The organism is Chryseobacterium sp. AC405b (assembly GCF_979258685.1).
In genome coordinates, this window is the sequence record NZ_OZ409877.1 from 440,134 (window position 1) to 462,840 (window position 22,707).

Here is a 22,707-nt window from a genome sequence, read left to right on the forward strand (position 1 = left end):
TGCGTTTATCCAAAAATTATTCAATATTTAATCAACTAACAAACAGAATCTTAAATAAAATATATAAAAGAATAAGCGCAACATTATATATTTCGTATTGGCGCAATGCGTATATTTAAACCCTTGGAGAACTCAAGAAAAAATGAGTAAAATAACTTAATCCTATAATAATGTTTGATTTTCGTTTACAAGTATTTCACAAAGTAGCAAAACGACTTAATTTTACAAAAGCTGCCGAAGAATTATTTATTACGCAGCCAGCAGTTTCAAAACACATACAAGAAATTGAAAGTTTTCTGAAAACTAAACTTTTTGAAAGAAATGGCTCAAAGGTAAAATTAACAAAAGCAGGAATTATATTATTTTCTCATACCGAAAAAATATTTGAAACCTATCGTAATTTAGAATTTGAAATTAATTCTCTTTCTCAAAATTTCAACGGAAAATTAAGAATTGGTGCGAGTACAACAATTGCTCAATATCTTTTACCTGAAATTTTAGCATCGTTTCATAAAAAATTTGACCAACTTATCGTTTCTTTAGAAGCTAATAATACAGAACAAATTGAAATTGCGCTGCAAAAAAATGAAATTGATTTGGGTATCATAGAAGGAAAATCCAAAAAAGCCTATCTAAAATATACCGAATTTGTCAAAGACGAAATTGTTTTAGTTTCAAATAGCACAAATCCTCTCTCAAAAAGACAGAACATTACTATTGATGAGCTAAAAAACATTCCTCTCTTGTTTCGCGAGCAAGGATCAGGAACACTAGAAGTAATTGCACATCATTTAAAATCTTTGAATGTAAAAATTTCAGATTTAAAAATTGAAATGCAATTAGGCAGCACTGAAAGTATTAAAAACTATATACTTCACAGCAACACTATGGCTTTTATATCATTACATTCCATATACAAAGAACTTAGAGAAAATAAATTTACAATAATAGATGTTCAACATTTGTCTATCGAAAGGAATTTTTACTTTATCCAACAACAAGGTCAAGTTGAGGCTTTACCTGAATTATTTATGAAATTTGCCAATCATTATAACTTTAAGTAATGACGCATAACTTTTTACAATTTCCAACATATCCTTTATTTCAAGAAATTTGTACTAACAATAATATATAAAGTAAGATGGAAAATCAAAAAGGATTCAAAAATTTATTAGACAAAAGTATAACCACTAGAGAAGTGATTTTTTTATTAGCAGTTGTACTCTGCTTGTCTCCATTAATATCACCGCCGATTGCCTTACTTATGGGTTTAATAATTGCGCAATTTATTGGACATCCATATTTACATCTAAATCATAAAGCAACTCATATATTGTTACAGGTTTCTGTTGTTGGTTTGGGCTTTGGAATGAATGTTACAAGTGCATTAAAAGCGGGTAAAGAAGGTATTTTATTTACAATAGTTTCTATTATTGGAACATTAGTAATTGGTTTCTTTATGGGTAAGTTTTTAAAGATAGAAAAAAAGACTTCTTATTTAATATCAGCTGGAACAGCCATTTGTGGTGGAAGTGCTATTGCTGCTATTTCTCCTGTAATAAAGGCAGAGGAAAAACAGATATCGGTTGCATTAGGAACCATATTTATTCTAAATTCTGCAGCCTTATTTTTATTTCCTTTTATTGGGCATCAGTTAAATTTATCACAATCACAATTTGGAATGTGGTGTGCAATTGCTATTCACGATACCAGTTCAGTTGTAGGTGCAGCAAGTAAATATGGTTCGCAAGCTTTAGAGATTGCTACAACTGTTAAATTAGCACGAGCATTATGGATAATTCCTGTTGCTTTTTTATCAACTTTTATTTTTAAAAATAAAGAAAGTAAAATAAAAATTCCTTACTTTATTGGATTATTTGTTCTTGCAATGATTGCAAATACCTATATTCCTTTTGTTCAACAATACAATCATTATTTAACTAATATTGCAAAAGCAGGATTAACGCTTACCTTGTTTTTAATAGGATGTGGATTGAACAGAAAAACAATATCTTCTGTTGGATTTAAACCATTAATTCAAGGTGTAATTCTATGGGTGATTATAGCAACTGCTGCACTTTGGGCTGTAACAACTTTAACAAACTAATAAATTAAAAATATGAAAAATGAATTCAAAATTGGAATGTTAATACTATTCTTTAGTATTATTGCTACCAAAACTCAAGCGCAACAAATCTTTGACGGTAACATAAAAAATAATTCTTTAGCAATAAGTCCAACCGAAAATATTGCATTAGCATCAAACAGCGACGTAAATTTCGTAAGTGTTTATAATCTAAAATCTCATAAATTAATAAAAAAGATATTTGGATTCATTAGTCCAAGAAACATCATTTTTTCGCCTGATGGAATGAAGTTTTACATCACTGACAGCAGTACCGGATTTTTAACTGTACTGGAAACAAAGAAATTTAAAATCATTGAAAAATATGCGGTAGGCTTTGGAGCATTTGGTTCAGCAATTAGCAACAATGGTCAAGAAATTTATATTAATAATGAGGCAACAAATACCGTAACGGTAATTGACCTTTCAAGTAAATCGGTAAAAAAAATAATAACAGGTTTTGCCGAACCAAGACAAGGTATTAAATTAAACGCAACAAATACAAAGATTTACGTGACCAATTTTGCCAGCGACGCTATTTCGGTTGTGGACGCAGCAACTTTAAAAATCGATACAACTATTACTGGTTTTAGCAAAATAAGAGCTATCTCTATTACTAAAGATGGTGAAACATTATTTGCTGCTAATAGTGGTTCCAATTCCATTGCAGTAGTTAATTTAAATACAGGTATAATCGCTCAAACAATTTCTGTAGGCAAAGATCCTTATGGCGCATCATTATCTTCAGATGAAAACATTTTATTGAGTGGAAATAAGGAAGATAATTCTCTTTCAATAATTGATGTATCAACACTAACTAATATTGGAGTGATAACAGGATTTAATGAACCAAGACAAGCGATTGTTTACTCTAAAAACGGTAAAAATGTATTTGTACTAAACAAAGATTTATCTATTAGTGTAGTTAATCTTTCTGAAAAGAAAATAATATATAGTATTCAGAATTAATAAATTTCCTAAAAAAGGTAAAAGGGCTATCCACTAACAGCCGTTTCTCGCAATTGCGAATTTTGTGGTAAGTTCTCGTTTGCGTTTCGCAAGAATTTTTATCTTTAACAGAAAATAAAAAGTTCCGAACTTGGCAACTGACGAGAAGCGGCGGAACCTTAACCACTTTTTAACAACACAACTGAAAGTGAAATTTTCGCCATACATATACGAACCAGACAAAAGTATTGAGGTTTACCGAAAAATATTTTGAGGACAATCCCGAAGTTAAAAAACGTGTTGAAGAATTAGGATGATTGAATTTTATTCTAATTTGAAAGGCGAATTCATATTCGCTTTTATAAATACAGACAAAGAGTGGTTAGCTTTTACATTATTTTGTAGTTCAATTTTAGCCATTTTTTTAATAATTTTTTGGAACAAGAGAAGCAAGGATAAGATTTTAATATTTGGATACATTTTGTTTTGATATGTTTCTTTTTAGTCGGATGTTCTTTTATAATGTTATTGCTTTTATTACCAAGAACATTTGGATTATTAATGTCAATAGCAATTATTGGGTTTACTTTGATTTACTGAACACTCTATAACTGGTAGTGGTATTAGCTATTATTACAATTAGTGTACATTTCTTGAAGCAATTTTTTCGCAGATTTGTTTTTATTCTTTAATCATTTTCGCCATTTTAAAAGTCTGTATTTTTATGAATAGAGTTGAAAAAATAACCGTGAAATTAAAATAATCTCAAAAAACGATCGTTTTTCTGTAAAAAAACATAATTCAGTGAAATAAAAAGATCAGAAGTCCAACCTGATCTAAAATTAAAACGGTTAATCCTCCGCCTCAATCCCCATTTTAAAAGATTCATATTCAATGAATCCCTTAAATTTTCTCTTTCCGAGAATTCCCACTGTGAAAAGGATAAACAATCCGATCACCACTACAATACTAAATGTACTAATCATAATTTAAAAATTTATTTTGTTTTAATTAATTTGTCTCTATTATAAATATTAACGTTATTCTCAAAAGATCACTTTTGGAGAAAACTTTTTTAAACAATTTTATTGCTCAGGGTTTTCATCCGGAAAAACTGCCGGCACTAAAATACAAGCCATTTAACCTTTTGCCTTTTTGATTAATTTCTCTTTTCTATCTTTGACCTTACTAAAAGTAAGTTTGCTAAATTCCTCCAGCTCCTCTAAAAAAATCAATGCTCAAACTTCCAAAGTCAAATATTTTCTGAAAGGACATAAATTATCACTTCTCTGTAATTAATATTAATAAAGGCTTTACATATTATTTCATAACTTTAAATAAAGTTGTGATGCACTATTTATAATTTGAAGATAAATTTTCGCAATACAGTCTGTTCTGCAAGATATCGACACCCGTTAAAAACTTCTTTTAAACCAAAATATCTTGATATATGCCACAAAAAAAGCCCCTCGCAGTGCGAGAGACTTTGTCTTCGATTACGAAGGTAAGGAATACTTTAATACAAAGCAAAAGCATTGATTTTAAAATTAAAATCCACTATAACACTATTTTATGGGTCTACTATTAAGTTCTTATTTTTCTACACCTTCAGTAGTACGTTTTGTTGATCACTTGATACCATAATATTCAAATAGAAAAGATTTAAGCCTACTTCTTGACGCAATTTTACACATCCTTTTCTGTCTCTTCCATTATTTTCACCTCTTTTTTTGTATAATCAAATCTACGGTCGGTTGGAGCTGAACTTATGCTCCCTAAAATTGAAAATCGGTGAACACTACCACCGATTTTTACATTCAATTACTACATATGTAGTTCAGATGTAAATTTTTCAAAATCCTTTTTTATTTTATCGATAAATCCTTCTTTTTTGACCAATTCATCAAGTTCATTCATCAGCTTTTCCACAAGAGTTTTCATTTGATCCACTACTTCCTTATCAAGACAAGTAAACTTATGGCGCAGAATCTTATGGTATTCCAAAGTTGGAATAATTTTCAGCAGGAATCCATCAAATAAATATTGATAGCGTATCAGATCAGGATTGCCGTATAGACATAGTTGCCACAATGATTGAAAGGACAAATAATTAGGCATATAGCAAAGCTTTACAAAAATGTAGGTTCTGCAAAACGAAAGGAAGAATAAAGCGAAAAGAAAAGGTATTCCCTGATGGTTTCCGCTTTCATTTCCAACAATAGCTAAAAACTGTAAGCCATTGCCTTTTGCTGATTTATAATAACAATTCAGGTCTTGTTCCAGAATATATGGAAACTGCCAATGTGGCTCAGGATGATATTGATTAGAAGCATAAATCCTGTTTTTACCCTGCATTATGTTTGCAAAGAAATTTTGGTATTTGTATAGGTGTTGCTGAATCCAATATCGGTCGTGACTGATCAATACAAAATCATATTGTTTCCCAGATTTATTTCTGAGATAATACTGTATATCTTTCAGTTTTTCGTTACTCACATTATGAGCAATTACGAGCAGATAATAAATCTTACTATTACCGTATGTAGATTTATGAAATAGGTAAATCTCTTCTGTATTTTCAGATTTTACAATTACTTCAACCGCCTTATCAAGGATTTTATCATTCTGATGTACCAAATCATCCGCTATTTCCGTATGTATTGCAATATTACTAGTTGATTTTTTGATGTGTATTTTTAACTCTTCTAAGCGTATTTCTATCATCCTGAAAATACTTTCTTCTGCAATGCCGATGGCTTCAAAGAATTCATTATCATACATAAGTTCATCCTCACGAGCTGACATTTTTGCTTTGTCAAATAAACTGATCAGATAGTACTCCTTTCCATTTTGTTTTATAAAATATTTTTGAATCTCAGGAGCGTAGGGTATTAAATGATAAATACGCTCGTGCAGGTTTTTTGTATCAGAGGAAGATCCTTTATATAGATTTTCAAGATATTCCAAGTCATACCTAATCACCTTTTCATAGCTGAGGAAAACACTTACAAACGATTCATCCTTAATAAATTCACGGGTTTGAGACAGCAATATATTGTGATCGTTGTAAAATCTTTCCTTATAATTTTCAAACTTTTTATTAAACTTCTTCCAATTTCTGTCAATCAAAAGGTGATTTCCAAACTGCTCATTTTGATATATCAAGGCTGATGGTTTGCAGTAAAATTCGACAAAGGGATGTCCTGAATCAAACTTTTGATGGAGTTGAGTATTGTAAAATAAATGGATGTGTACTTTATGTTCAGAGTAGGCTTTTTTGATCCAGTGTTTTTGTTTTAAGTTATCAATATCCGTCTTGTGTTCCAAATGTATAATTAGATGGGAATCCTGAGAATGTATGCTTTTGTTATAAAATATCTGAATGATAATATAATTTTGGTTAAGCTGTTTGATGGCATCTTCTAAAAATTCGTTTTCGAGTTTTGAGAATAAAAGTTGATTTGAAGTTTTCATTTTATTAAATTTTTGAGTTGTGATTTTCGACATTAAAGTAGAAGTAAATAGCCTCAAGAAACACTCGGATTTCGTTGAATAGTTTATCACATCATTTAGTCTTTCTCTTACAGCGGACAGAAAATCCATCTGAAAAAATGCATCTATCAGTGTCAAACAGGAATGCTTTTGATGGCTGTCCCAGAACTCAGCTTCAAAATCTATTTTTTTCTTTTTCATAATATTTAAAGTTTTATCTTGGTACGAATTACCGTTATCCAAAGTGGATAATCAATACAGAAATTGGATATTACATCTACTGAAATGGATATTTTACAGGATAATTTTTTAACTTTACATTTCAGACGATTTAATAGAAATGGCTTTATCTTTAGGCCTTCAAAATTTGATAACCGCTATGGAACAGAAAATACATCAGGGACGAAATGTAAAACGCTTTAGAGAAATGCTGGGCATTAAGCAGGAAGCTTTAGCTCTTGACTTGGTTAATGAATGGAATCAAAAGAAAATTTCTCTGCTTGAACAGAAAGAAATTATTGAAGATCCTTTGTTGAAAAAGATTTCTGAAGTATTGAAAATTCCGGTAGAAGCTTTTCAAAACTTTGATGAAGAGCAGGCAATTAATATCATTTCAAATACATTTAACGATGAAGCATTCATAGGTAATTCAGGAGGTACTTACAATGTCAATCCATTGCAAGAAATTATCAAACTACACGAAGAAAAGATTTCTCTGTATGAAAGAATGTTGAAAGAAAAAGAAGAAATGATGGATAGGCTTGAAAAGCTTATCAATAAATAAAAATATAAGTAATTCGGGATAATTACTTTTTCATAGGAAAGGCTCAACCAAATTGGTTGAGCCTTTTTATAGTTTAAATTTAAAATTATTACTATTTAAAGTTTGGTAATAGTACCATTGTATGATTTCTTATATAATATTGAACTTGAAAATTATTCAAATCATCACATAAGTTATTTACTTTTCTCTAAAGTGAATTTTTTTGAAAAGTAAGCAATTGTACTTCCATATAATATACCCAAGAATGCTGCCACAATAACATCCGTAGGATAATGGACACCGTTGTAAATGCGACTGTATGCGACCAAAACTGCCCAGCAACCTAAAACATATTTGAGCCAATTATATTTTCTTGGTAGTAATAGGATAAGGAAAGTAGCTAAGCCAAATGCGTTGGCAGAATGAGAAGATATAAAACCATACTGACCACCTGGTTCCGGCTTTGTTTAGATGTATCAAATTTTCCAGAGATGGTTCGTGTGATGGTCTCAGTCTTTTTACCGCATTTTTTATAAGATGAGATGCGCTCTGGTCACAGATCGTGATTAGAAACGCGACTGCTAAAAGGACATAAACACTTTTTCTTTTAAATTCTCTGATCAAGATAAATAGAAGAAATGCATAAAAAGGCACCCAAAATAATTTATCGCTTGCCCAATACATTATTGGGTCAAAAAATGAATTATGCTTTCCGTTGATAAACAGAAATAATTGGGTGTCGAGATCATTGATTTTTTCTAACATAAGACCTTACTTGAACGCTTTGATTTCCTGCAAACTTTGCTGCACTTCCAAGCTCCTCCTCAATTCTCAATAGTTGATTGAATTTTGAAACCCTCTCGCTTCGGCAGCCGCTTCCTGTTTTTAAATGACCTGCTCCTACAGCAACGGTAAGGTCGGCAATAGTCGTATCCTCCAACTCCACTTAAAACCCTGTAAATTGCTTATTTACAGAGTTTTATTTTTAAAGGTGCTAGTGTAGGTGCTATATTAAATTCTATTTTATTAAGAATTATCAAATAATTACCATCATACTTTGCCAATGATAACAAATCCAGCTCTCTTATTGCATTTACTTAATTAAAATAATCATATTATAACTATCAAAAAGAAATAATTTCATAATTTTGTTGTGTTGAAAACTTTTAGTAAACATATCAGCTTTATTATCTTACTATGTTTGGGCTTTTTTCTAATTCCAAGCTTAAGCTATGCTTGTGCAAAAAAAACAGCTAATACAGAACAGAAAAGTTGCTCTAAAGATCAATATTCAAAATCAGAACATAAAAGCAGATGTAAGGATAAGTCCTGTACTAAGTGCAACGATGGTCACGACTGCAACGGTAAGTGTAAACACAGTTCTTGCAAATGTAGCACTTCTTCATCTCCATTAAGTTTACCTATACTGGTAGATATAAAAACAGAAAACCACTTTGCAGAAATTAAAACGCAAAAATTCGGTTTCAAACAAACCTATTATTCTTCGGGTTACCATTCTTTTTGGCAACCGCCTAAAATAGGATAAAACTATGGCTTGTTAGCCACAGTTACGTCTTGTCGAGAACTAAATCCGGTTTTCGCAATCCTTTTATATATCTTATTAATTTTAAAATTTTCAAAATGAAGTCAATATCAAAAATATTGATGGTAATCACCGTATTACTATCAGCAGTAAACAGTTTTGCACAAATCAAAAATGCAAAAACAGAAACCGTAAAAATATATGGTAACTGTGATATGTGTAAAACCACAATTGAAAAAGCAGGAAACGTAAAAAATGTAGCCACAGTAGAATGGAATAAAGACACCAAAATGGCTACACTTAAATACGATGATAAAAAAACAAGCCAGGATGAAATACTGAAACGTATTGCTTTAGCAGGGTACGACAGCGAGAAATTTTTAGCTCCAGATGATGTATATGCTAAACTATCCGGATGCTGCCAATACAACAGAGAATTAAAACCAGTTGCAAAAGTTGAAGTTGCAAATATGGATATGAAAGCAGAACACGGTAACCACAACTCAAAAGAAATGACAACTACCCAAAATGCACCACAACTGAAAGCAGTTTTCGATAATTATTTTTCTGTGAAAGATGCTTTGGTGAAAACCGACGCAGGTACTTCATCCGCAAAAGCTTCTGAACTGATAAAAGCAATTAAAGCAGTAGAAATGACAAAACTTTCCAACGAAGAACATACCGTTTGGATGAAAGTAATGAAAGATTTAACTGCTAATTCAGAAAAAATTGCAGTAGCAAAAGATGTTACCAAACAAAGAGAAATTTTCGCTTTACTGGCTAATAATATGTACGAATTAGCCAAAGTTTCAAAACAAGAAACACCTGTTTATTATCAGCATTGCCCAATGTACAATAATGGTAAAGGAGCAAATTGGCTAAGCAAAGAAGAAGCAATTAAAAATCCGTATTACGGCTCCAAAATGCTTACTTGCGGAAGCGTACAGGAAACTATTAATAACAAATAAAACGCAATTGTTATGGAAAGTATGGAAAACCAACACGAAATACAACACAATCATAAGAATGAAAAGCATAATACTAATCATTCTTTAGCAATGTACAAACGCTTTACTGTAATGGCTGTTGCTATGTTCATAGCTATGTACTTCATTATGTATGCTATGATTGACGGCTTACAGAACCTTATCCTGAACATCAATAATTTATATATGACATTGCTGATGATTTCTGCAATGTTGATCATAGAACTATTGATAATGAAAGGAATGTATGAAAACAAAAAAATCAACTGGGCAATCATAACGGTTTCCTTTGCGATTGGCATCTTTTCTTGGTTTGGTATTCGGGAGCAATTATTTGTGGGCGATAAGGAGTTTGTAAAAGGTATGATACCGCATCACGCAGCAGCAGTATTGATGTCTGAAAAAGCTAAACTTACCGACCCCGAATTGATACAGTTACAAAAAAACATACTGGAAACACAGGCACAAGAAATCGAATTTATGAAGCATAAGCTAAATGAATTTGAAAACAAATAAATAAGATAAAGTTCTTCAATAATATCAAAAGTAAATAAAATGAAAAATATAATTTTCTCAATCATTACATTAGTAACAATTGCAACGGTAACAATTTCCTGCAATCAATCTTCAAATAAAAATAGCGACCAGCAAGCTAATGATAGCACAACAATTGCTGCAACTCCGGAGTTACAATCACCTATACACAATGATACGGTAGCAACTGTTACTTCAACGGATACGTCTTCTCAAGAGGCAGAAAAATCCGATGTGAAGCAAACTCAAAAGTTTACTATCGCACCTATAATTAAGGATTATTTGGCTTTAAAAAATGCACTTGTTGCAGATAATGACAAAACAGCTGCTAATGCAGGAAAGCAATTGTTTACTACCTTAAAAAATGTGGATATGAACGCTATCCCAGCAAATAAACATAAAGAATATATGGAAATAGCTGAAGATGCCAAGGAAAATGCAGAACATATTGGCGACAACGCAGGAAAGGTAGACCACCAAAGAGAACATTTCGCATCCTTAAGTAAAGATGTTTCCGACCTTATTACCTTGTTTGGAACTACACAAAAGCTGTATCAGGACTTCTGCCCAATGTACAATGACGGCAAAGGTGCTATTTGGATTAGCGAAGCTAAGGCAATTAAAAATCCTTATTACGGTAGCCAAATGCTTACCTGCGGTTCTGTGAAAAAGGATTTATAAAATGAAAAAAGTAATAAAGATAATTTTGGCAATAGTACTGTTTTTTTTTATTGCTATACAATTATATCAGCCTGCCCTCAATGTAAATAAGGGGCAGGTTGACAAAACCGATTTTGCAAAAGTTTATACCGTTCCGGAAAATGTGCAAAACATTTTACAAAATGCCTGTTACGATTGTCATAGCAATAATACCAAAAATACGTGGTATTCCAACATACAGCCTATGGCGTGGATGATGAAAAGGCATATTGATAATGGCAAAGAAAAATTAAACTTTAGTGAGTTTGGCAGTATTAGTAGTCGAAGGCAAATAAGTAAATTGAAAGGAATAGCAAACCAAATTAAAGACGATGAAATGCCTTTAGCTTCATATAAAATAATGCACAGCTACGCAAAGCTCTCAAAAGAGCAAAAAAGTTTGATAATGGATTGGATGAACAAAAAAGCAGACAGCCTTTCAATAGAAAATTAAAAGCAGTGGACAAAAAAAATATTAATCACCATTCTTAAAACAATCTATATTCGCAAAAAGGATTGTTGCAAATAAAATTATTTATATGGAACATCAACATACAGAAAATAAAGAAATCCATACAGGGCATGACATGAGCAATATGCAGCATGGAGCAAACCCATCAATGGGCATGGCAGGACATAACCACCATGCCATGATGATTGCCGATTTTAAAAAAAGGTTTTATGTTGTGCTCATCCTAACCATTCCAATCATGTTGCTATCAACCATGATACAACATTTTATGAAAGTTGATTGGCAGTTTGCAGGTTCGCAATACATACTCTTTGCATTGTCAACCGTTGTGTTTTTTTATGGCGGCTTTCCATTTTTAAAAGGATTGGTTGACGAAGTAAAAGCAAAGAACCCCGGCATGATGTTTTTAATCGGCTTCGCCATAACAGTTGCTTACATCTACAGCGTTGCAATTGTGTTTGGGTTACAGGGTATGGATTTCTTTTGGGAATTGGCAACCCTAATACTCATAATGCTTTTGGGGCATTGGATAGAAATGAAATCCGTTGCAGGAGCTTCAAAAGAATTAGAATTATTGGTGCAGTTAATGCCAGCCGATGCACACATGGTAATGCCAAACATGGTGTATGATGTGAAGACCGACACATTAAAAAAGAATGATATTATTTTAGTAAAGCCGGGTGAAAAAGTAGCAGCAGATGGAATAATATTAGAAGGCGAAAGTTATCTGAATGAAAGTATGCTTACAGGCGAGAGCAAACCTGTACAAAAAGTAAAAGGCGATAAAGTAATTGCAGGTGCGATCAACGGTAATGGCTCAATAAAGGTTACCGTTTCTCATGCTGCAAAAGACTCTTATTTATCGCAGGTTATAAAGTTGGTTGATGATGCACAAAAATCTAAATCACAAACGCAGCTACTGGCAGACAAAGCGGCAAGGTGGTTAACCATCATTGCATTGGTTACAGGCGTGGCCACATTTTTATATTGGTATCTCACAGGCCAATCATTGGCCTTTGCAATGGAAAGAATGGTAACCGTAATTGTTATTTGCTGCCCTCATGCTTTGGGTTTGGCAGTACCATTGGTTGTTGCAAAATCAACAGCATTATCAGCTAAGAATGGTTTACTTATTAAAAATCGTACAGTGTTTGAAAATTCAAGAAAAATAACCACTATCGTTTTTGACAAGACAGGAACATTAACTGTTGGAAGATTTGAAGTGTCAAAAATTGTATCGCTGCAAAAAGAGTTCAATGAAAATGAAATCATTCGTCTTGCGTCTGCATTAGAACAAAAATCAGAACATCCTATTGCAACAGGCATTTTGCAAAAAGCAAAAGCCCTATCGATCACCATTCCTGAAACGGAAAACTTTAATGCCATAACAGGCAAAGGAGTTGAAGCAATGGTTGAAGGCGAAAAAATATTGATAGTCAGTCCGGGATATTTAAAAGAAAATAATTTAGCAATTCCCGAAGGCTTTAATGCCAAAGACACAGAAACGGTTGTGTTTGTAATCGTAAATAATGAGTTGGCAGGTTATATTGCTTTGTCAGATGAAATTCGACCTGAAGCTGCCGAAGCAATAAAGACCTTGAAAGAAAATAATATCAAATCTATTTTACTTACCGGTGATAATAACAAGGTAGCAAAAAGTGTAAGCGATACGTTGGGCATGGATAGTTTTATTGCCGAAGTATTACCACATCAAAAATTAGAAAAGATAAAAGACCTGCAAAGCAATGGCGAATTCGTAGCTATGACAGGTGATGGCGTAAACGATGCACCAGCATTGGCAATTGCAGATGTTGGTATTGCAGTTGGAAGCGGTAGTGATATTGCAGCCGAAACCGCAGGTATTGTTTTAGTAAACAGTAACCCTAAGGATGTTGTAAATCTTATTTTATTTGGCAAAGCCACCTATCGTAAAATGATACAGAATTTAATTTGGGCTACGGGTTACAATGTAATCTCATTGCCTTTGGCAGCAGGTGTTTTGTACAAGCAAGGCATATTGTTAAGCCCAGCCGCAGGTGCGGTTTTAATGACGGTTAGCACAGTTGTAGTTGCAATCAATGCAAGTTTTTTAAAAGTAAAAAAATAAAAAATGAAAAAGATAACATTAATAATATTCATCGTTGCAACGTACACCTTTGCACAAGCACAGGATATGAAAGGTATGGATATGAGTAAAAAAGAACAGGTTCAACAGGCAACTTATACTTGCTCGATGCATCCCGAAATCCACGCCACAAAACCAGGCAACTGCCCAAAGTGTGGTATGAAATTGATAAAAGAAAAGGCTAAAACGGTAAAGCAGTCATCAAACAAAAAAAATGATGAAATGCAGATACCTCCAAAAGAGCAGCCGAAAAAGGTGGACAAAATGAACAATATGTCTATGCCAAAAGAAAAGCCTCAAACCGTAAAAAGAATTGTAAACACAAAACCTCCAAAAACAGTTCGATACGAATTATATGTAACAGATACACTAGTAAACTATGCAGGTAAAGAAAAGAGAGCCATTGCCGTAAATGGTCAAATACCTATGCCCACGTTGACATTTACTGAAGGCGATACAGCCGAAATTGTCGTACATAACCAATTAAAAGAAAGTACATCACTGCATTGGCATGGTGTGTTCTTGCCCAATAAAGAGGATGGTGTGCCTTGGCTTACACAAAAGCCAATTAAGGCGGGCGACACTTATACCTATCGTTTTCCGATTATCCAACATGGCACGCATTGGTACCACTCACATTCGGGTTTGCAGGAGCAGATCGGTATGTATGGCAGTTTTGTAATGAAAAAGCGTGAGGATGATAAAAATTTTAGAGAAGGAATTGATGATTTGCCAACCGAACCCATCATTTTAAGTGAGTGGACAAACCTTAATCCTGATAACATTAACAGGATGTTGCACAACGCCAATGATTGGGCGGCTATCAAAAAAAATGCTACACAATCTTACGCAGAAGCTATCAAAGAAGGTCATTTCAAAACAAAAGTAACCAACGAATGGAAACGTATGCTGGCAATGGATGTTAGCGATGTGTATTACGATAAAATATTAATCAACGGAAATAATGCTACCGACTTAAAAACAGTTGATGGAAAAACACTGAAAGCAGGCGATAAAGTGCGGTTGCGAATATCAAATGGTGGGGCATCTTCTTACTTTTGGTTGCGTTATGCGGGTGGTAAAATTACTGTAGTAGCCAATGATGGTAATGATGTAGAACCAGTAGAGGTCGATAGATTAATCATTGCAGTTTCCGAAACTTACGATATTGTTGTCACAATTCCTGAAGATGGTGTTGCTTATGAATTTTTAGCTACAACCGAAGACCGGACACAATCCGCAAGTTATTTTGTAGGCAACGGCATAAAGCAGTTAATTTCCCCGCTCCCTAGATTGAAATATTTTGAGGGGATGAAGATGATGAATGATATGATGAAGATGAACGGAGATCTGGATGATATGGGAATGAAAATGAGCTTGAACCAAATGGATATGAACGTAGTAATGTATCCTGAAATCACAGGAGATAGTAAGCAGAAAGAAGACCATAGCCAACACAATATGAATATGAATATGAATATGGAAAATGATCCCAACCGTTATAATGCAAATGCTTTGGGAGAAATCAAAACCCTTAACTATGCAATGTTACAATCACCGAATAGTACTTCACTTCCTAAAGATGCACCTGTAAAAGAATTAAAATTTACGCTTACAGGAAATATGAACCGCTATGTGTGGAGTATGGATAACAAAATCCTATCAGAAGTTGATAAAATCCCTGTTAAGAAAGGAGAAATTTTACGCATCACAATGTACAATAACTCAATGATGAGACATCCAATGCACCTACACGGCTTCGATTTTAGAGTTATTAATGGCAAAGGTGAAAAATCTCCCCTTAAAAATGTTTTAGATATAATGCCGATGGAAACTGACACTATTGAGTTTTTAGCAAACGAAGAAGGAGATTGGTTTTTCCACTGTCATATCCTTTATCACATGATGTCAGGAATGAATAGGGTATTTGCAGTTGACGATTATCAAAATCCAAATTTGCCTGATAAAAGGCAAGCATATAATATGTTGCAAAGAGAAAGCAATATGCCACACTTTATGGCTCAGAACGATTTTGCTACCAATGGAAATGATGGTGATGCAATGTTTCAGAATGCAAGATGGAGCTTAGGTACAGAATGGCGTTTAGGTTATAATGATATGCATGGTTATGAAGTAGAAACTCATTTAGGACGATATATTGGTAAAATGCAATGGTTTATGCCATTCATCGGTTTTGACTGGAGGTATCGTAAAATGGGTATGGATGAACACGAAACCAATTTATTTGGACAGAAAAATGAAAAAGATACACGTAGAGCCATAAGTTTAGGTTTGATGTACACTTTGCCAATGCTAGTAAACTTTCAGGCGGAAGTCTATCACGATGGTATTGTACGTCTTTCCTTAATGCGTGAAGACATCCCCATTACAAAAAGATTGAGAGCAGGTTTTATGGTCAACACCGATATGGAATATATGACAGAACTAAAATATATTATTAATAAAAATGTGGGCATTCGTACACATTATGACAGTGATATGGGATGGGGATTTGGTATTTCGATTAATTATTAATTACTAATTACGGCGAGTTATGCTGTAATGTAAAGATATTAGCACACCTTTATTTTACGTTAAAACAAAATCCATCTTTTTGAGATGGATTTTGTTGCTATAATTTACAGCAATCATTAACAATCCCTCCTTTCTTTACTTTAGATTAACTCTTCTTTTTCAAATGCGTGATGCGGTGATGAAACCATGATAATCTAAATAAAGAAAGAACTTAGTCCAGAATTTCACTAATAAAAAATACCGATGATAATCGGTATTTTATTCATTTATAGTTTAAAAAATTGTTCGAGAGTAATTTTTCTATCCTCTTTTCGTCAAAATTAAAAATTTCCTTTAGAGAAATTACAACTATTCAGAATTTTTTAGTCAATTTTAAAGTTCAGCAAATCTTTAGGAGACACATTTAAACCTTTAGCTAAGTCGATTAAAGTAGTAAAAGCAAAATTTCTTTTCCCATTTTCAATATCACTTACTGTACCTTTAGTAATTTTACTACTATTTAGCACAACCTCGTCTTGGGTAAGTCCTGATTTAATTCTTAAATCTTTAACGTGTTCACCAAATTTTTTTAGTATTTCATCTTTTAAAACATCCATTTGCTAACATTTTATACAAAGGGCGTAATTTTATTTGCAAATTTTGTTACAAGTTCTTGTAACAAATTGGAAATTTCTTATATTTGAACAAATTAGTTATAAAGGTAATTTTGTGATAGTCAAAGAAATATAGAAGCTATTGCTTTAGATTCTCGACTGGAAAACTGGCACTTTTCAAAAAGCAACGAGTTATTAAGTAAATGTGCCCACGACCTCGGCAAGGGCTCACTTATCGTTGCTCGGTATGCCAGTACCACCAGTCGGTAAGTTGAGTTCCACGCATTCTTTTTGGCAATATGTAGTGAGATAATGTTTGAATGTTGCAGATAATTCATATAAAGATCTAAACAATTCCTTCAGCAATAATTTAATTAAAATTCGCTGTTTATGAAAAGAACAAACTCTTTGCCCCGAAAGTTGACCAATCTTCAGTTGTATGAACTGCTAAAAAAAAGCAATCCGACCGCTTTGGAACATCTTCATCTGCGTTACAAAAGACTTCTTTTTTGGGTTGGATGGCAGGTGCTTAAAGATGATTTTGTAGTGGACACTATTGTTCAGGATACCTTCCTCAAATTGTGGCTGCACCGCGACACCATTGAAACGCCTGATCATATTACAGGATTTTTACGGTTTGTAATGAAAAGGGATTGTATATCGTATGTTACTGCTCCAAGAAATAAATTCAACCGCTTAATGGCTTCTCTTGACAGTTTTGAGAATTATCAGGATTATCTTGCAGGTTATGACCCGCTAAAAGATAAAGAGTATCTTCTCAGTCAGGAATCCGATCAGAAAAATTTCGATGAAGTTAAAAAGGTTTTACCCGTTCTGGATCCCAAAAGAAAACACCTGATTGAACTTTGCTTGGAATATGGCTTTCAGCACAAACCAATCGCAGAAGCAATGGGAAGCAGTGTGAAAGATATCAGCAATGAGGTGAGCAGAGCTATAAATGACCTTCGGAAAATTCTTAATAGAAGTTCTTCTGAGCAGCCAAAGGGAAAAGCTCTCGATAATAAAAAGCAGTCAGAAAAACTCAGTAGTCAACAACTCGATATTTTGAAAAGAAGGTTTGAGCAGAAATCTTCATTTGCAGTTATTGCCCAAGAACTCAAATTACCTGAAAAGGAAGTACATCGGGAATTTCTGTATGCATATCAACATTTACAAAATCAAAACACTTCTGAAATACCTCTTTAAAATGGAAAAATCCACGATGACATTGACCCGAAGAATTCAGCTACTGATTGATCTTCCTGCAAATGAACAAAAAGAGATGTGGGAAAAACTCTACCGGTATCAGAACCGCTGTTTCAGAGCTGCTAATTTTATTGTTTCCCATCTGTATGTTCAGGAAATGATCAAAGATTTCTTTTACCTCACAGAAGATATCCAATACAAACTTGCTGATGAAAACAAAGATAAAATGGGAATATTCACCCGTTCGAAAACACACACAACTGCACGTATGGTTTTTGATCGCTTCAAAGGAGAAATTCCTACAGATATTCTGGGAAGCCTGAACAATACGATTCAATCAACCTTCTCTAAAACTAAAGCCGACTATTGGCAGGGAACAAAATCATTGCGAAACTTTAAGAAAGATATTCCAATTCCGCTTCCGGTCAAATGCATCAGCAAAATGAAGTATGATCCCGAAAAGAAAGCATATAGCTTCAATATGTTTGCTATTCCTGTTAAAACGTATTTGGGAAACGACTACTCTGATAAGCGAGTGATAATGGAACGCCTCTTAAGAGAAGAGATAAAGCTTTGCACATCGCAGATCCAGCTGAAAGCCGGAAAGATCTATTGGCTTGCAGTATTTGAATTTGAAAAAGAAGAACATAAATTAAAACCCGAAATCATTGCAGAGGCTTCCCTGTCTTTGGAACACCCGATAGTGGTAAAGACCAACAATGTGCGAATCAATATTGGCTCGAAAGAGGAGTTCCTGTATCGCAGGCTTGCTATTCAGGCAAGTCAGAAAAGGATTCAAGACGGTATCGCCTATACCCGTTCAGGAAATGGAGTTAAACGCAAACAGAAAGCATTGTATAAGACAGAGAATCTGGAAAGCAGATATGTAAGTCATCGGCTTCACCTTTATAGCCGTAAACTTATCGATTTCTGTATCCAGCAACAGGCAGGCACATTGATTCTTAAAAATCAGGAAGATAAAATAGGCATTGCAAGAGAACAGGAATTTGTGCTTCGCAACTGGAGTTATTATGAATTGCAGACCAAAATAAAATACAAAGCAGAAAAAGCAGGAATTGAATTGATCATTGGATAGCTAAAAAAATAACGAGGGTGCTTGTACACCCGCAGGGTGAGGTGTTGAACACTCACTAAATACTCAGTGAGTATATACAACGGCGTGGGCTCTTTTTTTACTTATGTTTTAAAATACTTCAAACGCTCATTAATAAATTAAACGATTACTTCAGGGTAATAACTTTTATATTTAAGGCTCAACCATCTAGTTGAGCCTTAAATATGAATTACAAATGTACTTTTACAGCATCTCTGTTTTTTAAATACTTATAAATAGCATTATTAAAAAGTCATTCTTTGAATTCTGACAGCATTTAATATAGCTAATAGAGCAACTCCTACGTCCGCAAAAACTGCTTCCCACATTGTTGCTAATCCACCAGCTCCCAATACCAGTACAATCGCTTTTACAGCAAATGCTAAAAAAATATTTTGCCAAACGATCTTGCGGGTTTGCTTTCCGATATTGATCGCCATCGGTATTTTGCTTGGCTTATCATCCTGGATAACTACATCTGCGGTCTCAATGGTTGCATCACTTCCCAATCCACCCATTGCAATACCTACATCACTCAAGGCAACAACAGGAGCATCATTGACGCCGTCTCCTACAAAGGCAACTGTTTCATTTTGTGATTTGATCTCTTTTACTTTGTTGACCTTATCTTCCGGTAGCAGATCGCCAAAGGCGTTAGTAATTCCCAGTTGATCTGCAACAAATTGTACAACAGTGCTCTTGTCTCCACTTAACATCGTGGTTTTTACACCTAAGGCTTTAAGTTTATCAATGCTCAGCTGTGCATCCGCTTTTATACTGTCTGCAATAGTAATGTAGCCTGCAAATTTTCCGTCATATGCAATTGCAATTATTGTATAAACGATCTGAGTAGGGTCAAGATCATATTTGATATTGAACTTATCCATCAATTTAAAATTTCCCACAAGTAGATCTTTTCCGTTGATACTGGCTTTCAATCCGCGCCCAGCAATTTCTTCTGTATTTTCTAATTGTATAGAATGGTCGATTTCGCCGACATATTGATGGATTGCCGTAGCGACCGGATGGGTACTCTTGCTTTCTAAAGCATTTAACATCTTCAGAATTTCATCTTTATTAAATTCAGATTTTAAAGTAACTTCCTGAACTTTAAAGACGCCCTCGGTCATTGTTCCGGTCTTGTCCATTACCACATTTTTAATATTGGCGATAATGTCTAAAAAATTACTTCCTTTAAACAGTATACCGTTCTTTGAAGCTGCGCCAATTCCGCCGAAATAACCTAGAGGAATGCTAATAACCAAAGCGCAAGGACAAGAGATAACTAAGAACACTAATGCTCTGTAAAGCCAGTCACGGAAAACATAATTTTCCACGAACAGATATGGTAGTAGGCATATCAGTACTGCGAGTCCGACGACAATGGGTGTATAAATCCTTGCGAATTTTCGGATAAAAAGTTCAGTAGGTGCCTTCTGAGCCGTCGCATTTTGTACCAATTCCAGAATTTTGCTCAACTTACTGTCTTCGTAAGCAGTTGTCACTTTTACCTGAGCAATAGTCTGTAGATTGATCATTCCGGCAAGCACGCTCTCACCTTTGTTTTTGTTATCAGGCTTACTCTCACCAGTTAATGCAGCAGTATTGAACGATGCGGATTCACTTACCAACTCTCCGTCCAGAGCCAGCTTCTCTCCTGATTTTAGCTGTACAATATCTCCAATTTTCGCCTGTTTGGCAGGGATGGTCTTTGGTTGGTTACCTTCAAGAATGGTCACCTCATCTGGACGCTGATCCAACAATGCTTTGATATTATTCTTTGCTCTCGAAACAGCAAGTGTCTGGAAAACCTCTCCTACACTGTAGAATAACATAACAGCAACCCCTTCCGGATATTCACCGATTGCAAATGCGCCTACAGTAGCAATGCCCATTAGAAAAAATTCCGAAAAAACGTCACCTTTGGCAATGCTTTCATACGCTTCTTTTAGAACGGGTAGACCCACAGGCAAATAAGCCACCGCATACCATACGATCCGTACCCAGCCTTGAAACCACTCCTGCGGAAAAAAGTTATCCAGTACGATGCCTATCAACAGAATAACCAGAGAAACAATTGCTGGTAAAAACATTTGAAATGTATTTTTCTCACCAGTGCTATGGTCGTGGTCGTGTCCGTGGTCCTCGCTGTGCGCTTCAGCTTTGTTATTCTTGGTAGAACAGCATTTGTCATCCTCAAGTAATTTTTTGGCTCCAGCATCATTGTAGATCTTGCCTTCCTGAGGTGTGCAGCAAAGCTGATTTCCTTCCTTGTCGTAAATATGTTTGTGTTCCATTGTTGTAGATTTTAAAATTAATGTTCGTGTTCCCCGGAATTACTCAGTTTAGCATTGACAAAAAATGCACCTTTAATAACAACTTCCACATTTGCAGAAATTTCATTAACGGTTGTAATTGCAGTATATCCCATATCGGAAGAACCTTTTACAACTTCTATTTTTTCAAAATTTGTCATTTTTTCTTCTTTCTCAGGTATCTTCTTCTCATCTAAATGTTCACCTTCCGCCTCTTCGTGATGTTCTTCAGCTTTTTTGTCTGTTCTGACAAAAATGAAATATTTGCTGTCGGCTTCTACAATGGCTTCGTTTGGAACTGCGGGTGTTGTACTTTTATCCAGGCTGACAATTCCTGTGATATTCATTCCGTCGATCAGTCCGGATTTGTTTCCGGTTACAGAACAGTGAACCGAAATTGTTTTGCTGTCGTTTTCAAAGGATGAACCAATGCTGTAGATTTTTGCATCGTACTCGGTTTCAGGATTATTTGTTAATTTAAAATGGACGATTTGCCCAACTTTCATTTTTGGCAGATCCTTTTCAAAAACCTGCAAATCGAGATGCAGGGAACCGTTATCTATGATTTCTGCAACAGGTGATGAGATGTCAACGTAACTTCCAATTTGTGCAGAAATAGTACTGACCGTTCCACTGATTGGTGATGTGATCACTAAACCGGATCGCAAATTTCCATTATTGACATTGGCGGGATTGATGCCCATAATCTGAAGCTGTCTCTGCACAGAAGATCTTTGTGTTCTCAGGGTTTTCAGTTCAGCATCTGAACTTTGAAGGTTCTTCTTTGCGCCGGCATCATTATCAAATAATTCCTTCTGTCTCCTGTATTCCTGTTCTGCAAATGCAATCCTACTTTTCACAGTCAGGTATTGCTCTTGCAACTGAATGTATTCCGGATTTGAAATGGAGGCAATTACCTGTCCTTTTCTTACAAAATCCCCGATCTGCACATTCAAAGTTTTAATAATCCCACCATACATTGATGTGACGGTCGCTTTATTATTGTTCGGAACTCTAAGTGCTCCATTGGCTTTGATGGTAGAAGTCAGTTCTTTCATCTCGATTTTGCCCAGAGTGATGCCCACCGCTTTCATTTGCTCTCCAGTCAAGCTAGCGATAGTCTGTGGGGCTTCTTCGCCGTGCTCTTCGGCTTGTTCGGTTTTCACTTCGCCCTCCACTTCAGTTGAAGCATCCTTTTTTCCACAGCCTACGAAAAAAACCAAGACAAAGGCGATGTAGATGATATGTTGTTTCATA

At 34.5% G+C, this 22,707-nt stretch carries 21 protein-coding genes; 13 read left to right on the forward strand and 8 right to left on the reverse strand.

The features are described from left to right. Window positions 1-170 precede the first annotated feature (170 nt). The 3 genes from ACZZZA_RS02160 to ACZZZA_RS02170 all read left to right on the forward strand — a co-directional run bounded on the left by ACZZZA_RS02160 (window position 171) and on the right by ACZZZA_RS02170 (window position 3,094). The gene (locus ACZZZA_RS02160; protein WP_027387422.1) at window positions 171-1,064 is read left to right on the forward strand and encodes a LysR family transcriptional regulator; all 894 of its coding nucleotides are present in this window, start codon (window positions 171-173) and stop codon (window positions 1,062-1,064) included. 77 nt (window positions 1,065-1,141) lie between these two features. Next, window positions 1,142-2,107: a YeiH family protein gene (locus ACZZZA_RS02165; protein ID WP_463429607.1), complete on the forward strand. Its 966-nt coding sequence runs from the start codon at window positions 1,142-1,144 to the stop codon at window positions 2,105-2,107. Between the two features lie 12 nt (window positions 2,108-2,119). Next, complete coding sequence (locus ACZZZA_RS02170) at window positions 2,120-3,094, forward strand: YncE family protein (protein WP_202967110.1); 975 nt, start codon at window positions 2,120-2,122, stop codon at window positions 3,092-3,094. Window positions 3,095-3,924: 830 nt separating this feature from the next. Here ACZZZA_RS02170 and ACZZZA_RS02175 read toward each other — a convergent pair. Next, a complete protein-coding gene (locus ACZZZA_RS02175) occupies window positions 3,925-4,059 on the reverse strand; it encodes a hypothetical protein (RefSeq protein ID WP_262483825.1) in 135 nt (44 codons plus the stop codon). An 838-nt stretch (window positions 4,060-4,897) separates the two neighbouring features. Next, window positions 4,898-6,766, reverse strand: coding sequence for a hypothetical protein (locus tag ACZZZA_RS02180; protein WP_463429608.1), 1,869 nt, complete (start codon window positions 6,764-6,766; stop codon window positions 4,898-4,900). 178 nt (window positions 6,767-6,944) lie between these two features. On the opposite strand from ACZZZA_RS02180, the gene ACZZZA_RS02185 reads away from it, so the two are divergent. Then, window positions 6,945-7,349 (forward strand): helix-turn-helix domain-containing protein, encoded by a 405-nt coding sequence (locus ACZZZA_RS02185; protein WP_056220819.1) that lies wholly within the window; start codon window positions 6,945-6,947, stop codon window positions 7,347-7,349. 173 nt (window positions 7,350-7,522) lie between these two features. Here the strand turns inward: ACZZZA_RS02185 and ACZZZA_RS02190 are convergent, their stop codons facing one another. Genes ACZZZA_RS02190 through ACZZZA_RS02200 form a run of 3 tightly spaced genes read right to left on the reverse strand, consistent with a single transcriptional unit; the run spans window position 7,523 to window position 8,274 of the window. Continuing rightward, complete coding sequence (locus ACZZZA_RS02190) at window positions 7,523-7,762, reverse strand: phosphatase PAP2 family protein (protein ID WP_463433719.1); 240 nt, start codon at window positions 7,760-7,762, stop codon at window positions 7,523-7,525. Continuing rightward, a complete protein-coding gene (locus ACZZZA_RS02195) occupies window positions 7,692-8,093 on the reverse strand; it encodes a hypothetical protein (protein WP_463429609.1) in 402 nt (133 codons plus the stop codon). Before ACZZZA_RS02195 ends, ACZZZA_RS02190 begins: the two co-directional genes overlap by 71 nt. Beyond that, entirely contained in the window at window positions 8,074-8,274 is a 201-nt protein-coding gene (locus ACZZZA_RS02200; RefSeq protein ID WP_056220653.1) for a hypothetical protein, read from the reverse strand. Before ACZZZA_RS02200 ends, ACZZZA_RS02195 begins: the two co-directional genes overlap by 20 nt. Before the next feature lie 286 nt (window positions 8,275-8,560). On the opposite strand from ACZZZA_RS02200, the gene ACZZZA_RS02205 reads away from it, so the two are divergent. The 7 genes from ACZZZA_RS02205 to ACZZZA_RS02235 all read left to right on the forward strand — a co-directional run bounded on the left by ACZZZA_RS02205 (window position 8,561) and on the right by ACZZZA_RS02235 (window position 16,222). Continuing rightward, a complete protein-coding gene (locus tag ACZZZA_RS02205; protein WP_056012959.1) occupies window positions 8,561-8,743 on the forward strand; it encodes a hypothetical protein in 183 nt (60 codons plus the stop codon). Between the two features lie 226 nt (window positions 8,744-8,969). Further along, window positions 8,970-9,839: a DUF3347 domain-containing protein gene (locus ACZZZA_RS02210; RefSeq protein WP_056028928.1), complete on the forward strand. Its 870-nt coding sequence runs from the start codon at window positions 8,970-8,972 to the stop codon at window positions 9,837-9,839. Window positions 9,840-9,851: 12 nt separating this feature from the next. After that, entirely contained in the window at window positions 9,852-10,373 is a 522-nt protein-coding gene (locus ACZZZA_RS02215; RefSeq protein WP_056012966.1) for a DUF305 domain-containing protein, read from the forward strand. 39 nt (window positions 10,374-10,412) lie between these two features. Next, window positions 10,413-11,072, forward strand: coding sequence for a DUF3347 domain-containing protein (locus tag ACZZZA_RS02220; RefSeq protein WP_056012968.1), 660 nt, complete (start codon window positions 10,413-10,415; stop codon window positions 11,070-11,072). Between the two features lies 1 nt (window position 11,073). Next, on the forward strand, window positions 11,074-11,544 hold the full coding sequence (locus ACZZZA_RS02225) for a heme-binding domain-containing protein (RefSeq protein WP_056028932.1): 471 nt from the start codon (window positions 11,074-11,076) through the stop codon (window positions 11,542-11,544). 85 nt (window positions 11,545-11,629) lie between these two features. Next, on the forward strand, window positions 11,630-13,669 hold the full coding sequence (locus ACZZZA_RS02230; protein WP_463429610.1) for a copper-translocating P-type ATPase: 2,040 nt from the start codon (window positions 11,630-11,632) through the stop codon (window positions 13,667-13,669). 3 nt (window positions 13,670-13,672) lie between these two features. Then, a complete protein-coding gene (locus ACZZZA_RS02235) occupies window positions 13,673-16,222 on the forward strand; it encodes a multicopper oxidase domain-containing protein (RefSeq protein ID WP_117585817.1) in 2,550 nt (849 codons plus the stop codon). Window positions 16,223-16,584: 362 nt separating this feature from the next. Here the strand turns inward: ACZZZA_RS02235 and ACZZZA_RS02240 are convergent, their stop codons facing one another. After that, window positions 16,585-16,818 (reverse strand): helix-turn-helix domain-containing protein, encoded by a 234-nt coding sequence (locus ACZZZA_RS02240; protein WP_056028936.1) that lies wholly within the window; start codon window positions 16,816-16,818, stop codon window positions 16,585-16,587. A gap of 387 nt (window positions 16,819-17,205) precedes the next feature. Here ACZZZA_RS02240 and ACZZZA_RS02245 point away from each other — a divergent pair, with 387 nt between their 5' ends. Then, window positions 17,206-18,021 carry an RNA polymerase sigma factor gene (locus ACZZZA_RS02245; RefSeq protein ID WP_056028938.1) on the forward strand — a complete coding sequence of 272 codons (816 nt, stop codon included), beginning with the start codon at window positions 17,206-17,208 and terminating at the stop codon, window positions 18,019-18,021. A 1-nt stretch (window position 18,022) separates the two neighbouring features. Further along, window positions 18,023-19,117 carry a hypothetical protein gene (locus tag ACZZZA_RS02250; protein ID WP_056028970.1) on the forward strand — a complete coding sequence of 365 codons (1,095 nt, stop codon included), beginning with the start codon at window positions 18,023-18,025 and terminating at the stop codon, window positions 19,115-19,117. A 263-nt stretch (window positions 19,118-19,380) separates the two neighbouring features. Here the strand turns inward: ACZZZA_RS02250 and ACZZZA_RS02255 are convergent, their stop codons facing one another. Both ACZZZA_RS02255 and ACZZZA_RS02260 read right to left on the reverse strand, forming a co-directional pair. Then, window positions 19,381-21,432 (reverse strand): heavy metal translocating P-type ATPase, encoded by a 2,052-nt coding sequence (locus ACZZZA_RS02255; RefSeq protein WP_056220650.1) that lies wholly within the window; start codon window positions 21,430-21,432, stop codon window positions 19,381-19,383. Between the two features lie 17 nt (window positions 21,433-21,449). Continuing rightward, on the reverse strand, window positions 21,450-22,706 hold the full coding sequence (locus tag ACZZZA_RS02260) for an efflux RND transporter periplasmic adaptor subunit (RefSeq protein ID WP_056220648.1): 1,257 nt from the start codon (window positions 22,704-22,706) through the stop codon (window positions 21,450-21,452). Window position 22,707: the final 1 nt, after the last annotated feature.